The organism is Halorubrum tibetense (assembly GCF_042661865.1).
In the GTDB taxonomy this organism is placed as follows: Archaea; Halobacteriota; Halobacteria; order Halobacteriales; family Haloferacaceae; genus Halorubrum; species Halorubrum tibetense.
Genome location: NZ_JBHSWW010000167.1, coordinates 1 through 5,459, shown reverse-complemented (window position 1 = coordinate 5,459; position 5,459 = coordinate 1). Strand labels below are relative to the sequence as shown.

At 67.9% G+C, this 5,459-nt stretch carries 8 protein-coding genes; 4 read left to right on the top strand and 4 right to left on the bottom strand.

Annotated elements, in window-relative coordinates; all coding sequences use genetic code 11:
* Nucleotides 1-157, bottom strand: a 157-nt coding sequence (locus tag ACFQEU_RS10835; RefSeq protein ID WP_379782005.1) for a gamma-glutamylcyclotransferase, incomplete at its 3' end; no start/stop codon positions are given.
* A 155-nt stretch (nt 158-312) separates the two neighbouring features.
* Here ACFQEU_RS10835 and ACFQEU_RS10830 point away from each other — a divergent pair.
* Nucleotides 313-1,728: an MATE family efflux transporter gene (locus ACFQEU_RS10830; protein ID WP_379782003.1), complete on the top strand. Its 1,416-nt coding sequence runs from the start codon at nt 313-315 to the stop codon at nt 1,726-1,728.
* A 100-nt stretch (nt 1,729-1,828) separates the two neighbouring features.
* Here ACFQEU_RS10830 and ACFQEU_RS10825 read toward each other — a convergent pair whose 3' ends face one another.
* Nucleotides 1,829-1,978, bottom strand: coding sequence for a 50S ribosomal protein L40e (locus ACFQEU_RS10825; RefSeq protein WP_379782001.1), 150 nt, complete (start codon nt 1,976-1,978; stop codon nt 1,829-1,831).
* Nucleotides 1,979-2,094: 116 nt separating this feature from the next.
* Nucleotides 2,095-2,364 carry a thioredoxin gene (gene trxA, locus ACFQEU_RS10820; RefSeq protein WP_379781998.1) on the bottom strand — a complete coding sequence of 90 codons (270 nt, stop codon included), beginning with the start codon at nt 2,362-2,364 and terminating at the stop codon, nt 2,095-2,097.
* Between the two features lie 126 nt (nt 2,365-2,490).
* Here trxA and ACFQEU_RS10815 point away from each other — a divergent pair, with 126 nt between their 5' ends.
* The 3 genes from ACFQEU_RS10815 (at nt 2,491) to hisE (ending at nt 3,746) form a co-directional block, all read left to right on the top strand.
* A complete protein-coding gene (locus ACFQEU_RS10815; RefSeq protein WP_209485343.1) occupies nt 2,491-2,655 on the top strand; it encodes a preprotein translocase subunit Sec61beta in 165 nt (54 codons plus the stop codon).
* Nucleotides 2,656-2,754: 99 nt separating this feature from the next.
* Complete coding sequence (gene pdxT / locus ACFQEU_RS10810; protein ID WP_379781996.1) at nt 2,755-3,348, top strand: pyridoxal 5'-phosphate synthase glutaminase subunit PdxT; 594 nt, start codon at nt 2,755-2,757, stop codon at nt 3,346-3,348.
* The gene (hisE, locus tag ACFQEU_RS10805; RefSeq protein WP_379781993.1) at nt 3,345-3,746 is read left to right on the top strand and encodes a phosphoribosyl-ATP diphosphatase; all 402 of its coding nucleotides are present in this window, start codon (nt 3,345-3,347) and stop codon (nt 3,744-3,746) included. Before pdxT ends, hisE begins: the two co-directional genes overlap by 4 nt.
* 68 nt (nt 3,747-3,814) lie before the next feature.
* On the opposite strand, the gene ACFQEU_RS10800 is transcribed toward hisE, so the two are convergent.
* Entirely contained in the window at nt 3,815-5,092 is a 1,278-nt protein-coding gene (locus ACFQEU_RS10800) for an aminotransferase class V-fold PLP-dependent enzyme (protein WP_379781991.1), read from the bottom strand.
* Between the last annotated feature and the right edge of the window lie 367 nt (nt 5,093-5,459).

Sequence of the window (5,459 nt, the reverse complement as noted above, 5' to 3'; positions counted from 1 at the left end):
GGCGGCCGGCGGTCTCGCCGCCCGGTGCGAGCGTGGGGTACCGCCCCTCGACGAGCTGGAGGCCGGCGAGCGTCGCGGGGCCGACGAAGACGAACGAGTCGAGCAGCTCGCCGACCCGTTCCGGTGCGGTGAGTGTCCCGTACACGAAGACGTCCATACCCCGGCTGGGTCGCTCTCGCGTTTCAACCTTCGGTCGAGTTCGACGGGGGCGACACACCTGCCAGCGTCGGTGACTCGCTCCCGCCGACCGTCACCGGCGGGGCCGGCCGCCTCCGACATCTAAAAACCGGCGACGCCCCTCGGCGGGGACGCATGGACTTCCCGCGGCTCCGGCGCGTCTGGAAACGCGTGTTCTCGCTCGCGTGGCCGGTGATGGCGGAGCAGACGTTCCGCACCGCGATGCGGACGACGGACATCATCGTCACTGCGCTGTTCTCGCCGGCGGCCGTCGTCGCTATCGGGCTCGCGGACCTCTACGCCCGGTTCCCGCTTCGGATCGGATTGGGACTCGGCGGCGGCGCGATCGCGCTCTCCTCACAGGACACCGGCGCGGGCGCAACCGAAACGCGGGACGAGGCGGTCACGCAGGCGATCCTCATCGGCGCGCTCACGGGGATCCCGTTCGTCCTCTTCGGGCTCTTCCTGGGCGAGGCCGCGATCGACGTGTTCGGAACGCTGGTCGGGCAGGAAACCCCCGCCGAGGTGGTCGTGCTCGGCTCGACGTATCTCGCGATCGTCTTCGCCACGGCCCCCGCGCGACACGTCGCGCTCGTCGGCGCGCGAGCGCTTCAGGGCACCGGAGACACCCGGACCCCGATGTACGTCAACGTCGCCGCCAACTCCGTCAACATCGCCGGATCCGTCGTGTTGGGGCTGGGGCTGTTCGGCTTCCCGCGACTGGAGATCGTCGGCGTCGGGCTGGCGACCGCTGCCGCCAACGTGCTCACCGCGGGGCTGTTGTGCGCCGCCATCTGGGGGTCGTGGACCGACGCGAACTTCGCCCGCCCGCGCGACCTCACTATCGCCCGCCAGCTCCTGCGGGTGAGTGCTCCACGAGTGGTCGAGGGGTTCGGATCGGAGGCCGCGGAGTTCCCCTTCAACGCCCTCCTGTTGGGCTTCGGCGAGGCCGTCAACGCCGGGTTCCAGATCGGGCGCCGGGTGTACCAGCAGGTCACCGGCCCCCTCTCGCGCGGCTACAACGTCGCCGCCTCCGTACTCGTCGGGCAGGCGCTGGGTGCGGGAGACCCCGCGGAGGCGCGCTACAACGGCTGGGCGGTGGCGGGGCTCGGCGTCGTCACGGTCGGGACGATCGGTCTCGCGCTAGTCGTGCTCGCACCCGATGTCGTCGCGCTGTTCACCGACGACCCGGAGACCGCGAGCTACGCCGTCGACTTCGCGCGCGTCTACGGGTTCGCGGGTGCCGCGCTCGTCTGCTTCTCCGCGCTGTCAGGGTCGCTTCAGGGCGCGAGCGAGACGCGGATCCCACTCGTCGCGCGGGTGACGGGGATGTTCGGCTTCTTCCTCGGCGTCTCCTGGTTGGTGAGCCGCACGCTGGCGTTCGGTCCCGAGGGAGCGTACATCGGCGTGTTCCTCGCGTACTGCTGGATGGCACTCGTCGTCGCGGTCGGCTTCAACTACACCGGCTGGGCACCCCGCGCGGCGGAGATGATGGAGGCGCGCGGCAGCACCGACGACGCCGAGACGGTCACCGACGGGACGAACGACTAATAAGGCGTGGTAACACTGGGCGAGGAAGAGGGATATCCACGCGACAGACCACCAGCTCGGCGGACGAGAACGATCGAGTGGAGCGGACGCGTGCGGCCGATCAGGTCGCGCGGCGTTCCTTCGCTTTCGGGCGGAGCTTGGTGTAGCCGCACTTGCGGCAGCGGTCGGCGTCCGGGGAGTTGCGGGCGTTACAGCGCATACAGATCGCGCGGTCGAGGTTGCGGCGTTCCGCGGCGTCGAAACTGGCCATACTACCGTTCAGCGCGCGGGCGCTGTAAAAGGTTGCGAGACGTGACGGGGCGGCGGACCGCACCGCGGCACGACGGACGGACCGAGTCGCACCCCGGCCGGCGGAACGAGGACGGGTTACGCGCCGGCCTCGGAGAGCGCGGCCGTGATGTCTTCCTTCTGTGTGACGCCGACGAACCGGTCGACGACGCCGTCGTCGTTCTCGACGATCAGCGTCGGCAGCGATCGGACCTGGTACTGATTGGCGACGTCCTGCTCCTCGTCGACGTCGACCTTCTGCAGCTCGAAGGCGTCGCCGAGCTCCTCCTGGACTTCCTCCAGTATCGGGTCCTGCGTTTTACACGGGCCGCACCAGTCGGCGTAGAAATCCAGCAGTCGAACAGTCATGGTTCGGCGACGACTAGCAGGGGCTCGCCGATAAGGGTTTCTCACCCGGCGACGGGCGGGGAACACTCGCCGAAAACGGCTCCCGGAGCCGAAACGCTTACAGCCGATGGTGTGGTTCGCTACGGTATGAGCAGTGGCAGCAACTCCGGCGGACTGATGTCCAGTGCGGGGCTGGTTCGGTACTTCGACGCACAGGACCGGAACGCGATCACGATGGACCCCAAGACGGTCCTCGCGTTCTGTGTCCTCTTCGGCGTCTTCGTTCAGATCCTTTCGTTGACCGTCGCGTAGGGCTCCCCCTCTCCCACGCGGTCGGCGTACGTTTCCACGCCCCAACAGCGTCGCCGCCGGGAACGCGTCCTTTTTGCCCGTCCCCGCCGGATCGACGGTATGCACGCAGGCGTCATCGCCGTCCAGGGCGACGTGGCCGAACACGCCGCGGCCGTCGAGCGGGCGGCAGCCGCACACGACGAGCCCGCGGAGGTCGTCAGGGTCCGGGACTCCGGTATCGTTCCCGACTGTGACGTCCTCCTCATGCCGGGCGGCGAGTCCACGACCATCTCGCGGCTGATCCATCAGGAGGGGATCGCCGCGGAGATCCGCGAGCACGTCGCGGCCGGCAAACCCGTCCTGGCTACCTGTGCCGGACTCATCGTCTGTTCGCGGGACGCGAAGGACGACCGCGTCGACCCGCTCGGCGTCGTCGACGTCACCGTCGACCGTAACGCATTCGGCCGACAGAAGGACTCCTTCGAGGCGGACGTGCCGATCGCGGGGCTCGACGAGCCGTTCCACGCCGTCTTCATCCGCGCCCCCGCTATCGACGCCGTCGGTGACGGTGTCGAGACGCTGGCGACGGTCGACGGTCGCCCGGTCGCGGTGCGTGACGGTCCCGTCGTGGCGACCGCGTTCCACCCGGAGCTCACTCACGACTCGCGGATCCACGACCTCGCCTTCTTCCCGGATCGGGAGGTGGTCGCGTGAGCGATCCGACGGGGGGCGGTACGGACGCGGAGAACGCCGATACGGCCGAGAGCGATGTCGCCGATGCTGATGCCGATACGGCCGACACCGGTGCCGCCGCTCACGGCGGTCCGTCGGACCCCGTCCTCGACGAGCTGTTCGCGACCATCGAGTCGCGTAAAGCGGAGCTCCCGGAAGGGTCGTACACGGCCTCCTTGTTCACCCACGAGAAAGGTGAAAACGCGGTGTTAGAGAAGGTCGGCGAGGAGGCGACGGAGACGATACTCGCGGCGAAAGACGACGACCTCGACGAGCTCACGTCCGAGAGCGCGGACCTCGTCTACCACCTGTTGGTGTTGCTGGCGATGAAGGACCGCGACCTCGACGACCTCCGTGCGGAGCTCCGCGACCGGTTCTGAGGCGGTTCGCGGCGACGGTCGCTCCCCGAGTGGGGGCCGCGCGAGGGGCTCTACGGCCCCGCGGACGCTTACGCGAACAGGTCTCGCGCGTCGGCGACGGCGTCGACGAGCGCGTCGACCTCCTCGACGGTGTTGTAGACATAAAAGGAGGCGCGCGCCGAGGCGGCCACGCCCATCTTCTCGTGGAGCGGCTGCGTACAGTGGTCGCCGGCGCGGATCGCGACGCCGTAGTCGTTGAGGATGCTGGAGAGGTCGTGTGCGTGGACGCCGTCGACGTTGAACGCGACGAGGCCGCCGCGCTCGTCGGCCGGCGGGCCGTATATCTCCACGCCGCCGAGCGCCTCCAGCTCCTCGTAGGCGTACTCGGCGAGCAAGCGCTCGTGGGCCTCGATCCGGTCGCGCCCGACCTCCTCGACGTACTCGACGGCGGCCGCGAGCCCGATCCCCTCCGCGATCGAGGGCGTACCGGCCTCGAACTTCCACGGGAGGTCCTCCCACGTCGAGTCCTCGAAGGTGACTCGCCGGATCATGTCGCCGCCGTAGAGGTAGGGGCTCATGGCGTCGAGTACGGCCTCGCGGCCGTAGAGGACGCCGATGCCGGTCGGACCGGCCATCTTGTGCCCCGAGAACGCGAGGAAGTCGACGTCGAGATCCGCGACGTCGACCGGCCGATTCGGCACCGACTGGGCCGCGTCCGCGAAGATCAGCGAGTCATGGTCGTGGGCCAAGTCTGCCAGCTCGCGGATCGGGTTGATCGTCCCGAGCGTGTTCGAGACGTGGACGACGGACACCATCTCGGTGTCGTCGTCGATCTTCGTCGCGGCGTCCGCCATGTCGAGGCGTCCGTCTTCGGTCACCTCGATGAACCGGACCTCCGCGCCGGTTCGCTTGCCGATCTGCTGCCAGGTGACGAGCGACGCGTGGTGTTCCATCTCGGAGAGCACGACGTTGTCGCCCGGCCCGAGTTCTTCGAGCCCCCACGCGTACGCCACGAGGTTCATCGCTTCCGTCGTGTTCTTCGTGAAGACGATCTCCTCGCGGCCCGACGCGCCGATGAACTCGGCGACCGTGTCGTGGGCCTTCTCGTAGGCGACGCTCGCCTCCTGGCTCAGCTGGTGGATCCCGCGGTGGACGTTGGAGTTGTACGTCCGGTAGTAGTCGCTCATCGCCTCGACCACGGGCTCGGGCGTATGCGTGGTCGCCGCGTTGTCGAGGTAGACGAGCGGGGTGTCGTCGCCCGGTCCCTCACCCGGAGTCTCCGGGTCGCCGCCGACCGACCGCTGGAGGATCGGGAAGTCGTCGCGGATCGCCTCGACGTCGAACGGGTACTGTTCCTGGACTCCCATTACCTCGAATAGGGCCCCGAGTACTAACAGGGCTTCGGTCCGGTACGTGTTGCCCGTATCGCGGAGACGCTATCGGCGATCTTCGTGATCGGTGGGCTACTCGAAGCCGATCGATTCTGGAAAGTCACGAATCGCTCAGTACAGATCGCCCAGTGATCGATAGCGGGCGTGGGTATGGCAATACGGGTGATCGGTTGTTTATAAGGAAAGAAGTGGTGTTGCTGGCGGCTGTTTATAAGTAGTTGAGTATGGATCGGCGGTGATGAACACGTCCAAAGCCCCAGTCGCGAGGACGCCGCACGCTCGCTGTCGTTCGAAAATCGGAGATTTTCGTGATGACGAAAGAGCTTCGCTCTTTCGAACCACG

Coding starts and splice junctions, on each gene's coding strand:
- ACFQEU_RS10830 (WP_379782003.1), top strand. CDS start 313: ATGGACTTCCCGCGGCTCCGGCGCGTCTGGAAACGCGTGTTCTCGCTC.
- ACFQEU_RS10825 (WP_379782001.1), bottom strand. CDS start 1,978: ATGGCCAGTTTCGACGCCGCGGAACGCCGCAACCTCGACCGCGCGATC.
- trxA (WP_379781998.1), bottom strand. CDS start 2,364: ATGACTGTTCGACTGCTGGATTTCTACGCCGACTGGTGCGGCCCGTGT.
- ACFQEU_RS10815 (WP_209485343.1), top strand. CDS start 2,491: ATGAGCAGTGGCAGCAACTCCGGCGGACTGATGTCCAGTGCGGGGCTG.
- pdxT (WP_379781996.1), top strand. CDS start 2,755: ATGCACGCAGGCGTCATCGCCGTCCAGGGCGACGTGGCCGAACACGCC.
- ACFQEU_RS10800 (WP_379781991.1), bottom strand. CDS start 5,092: ATGGGAGTCCAGGAACAGTACCCGTTCGACGTCGAGGCGATCCGCGAC.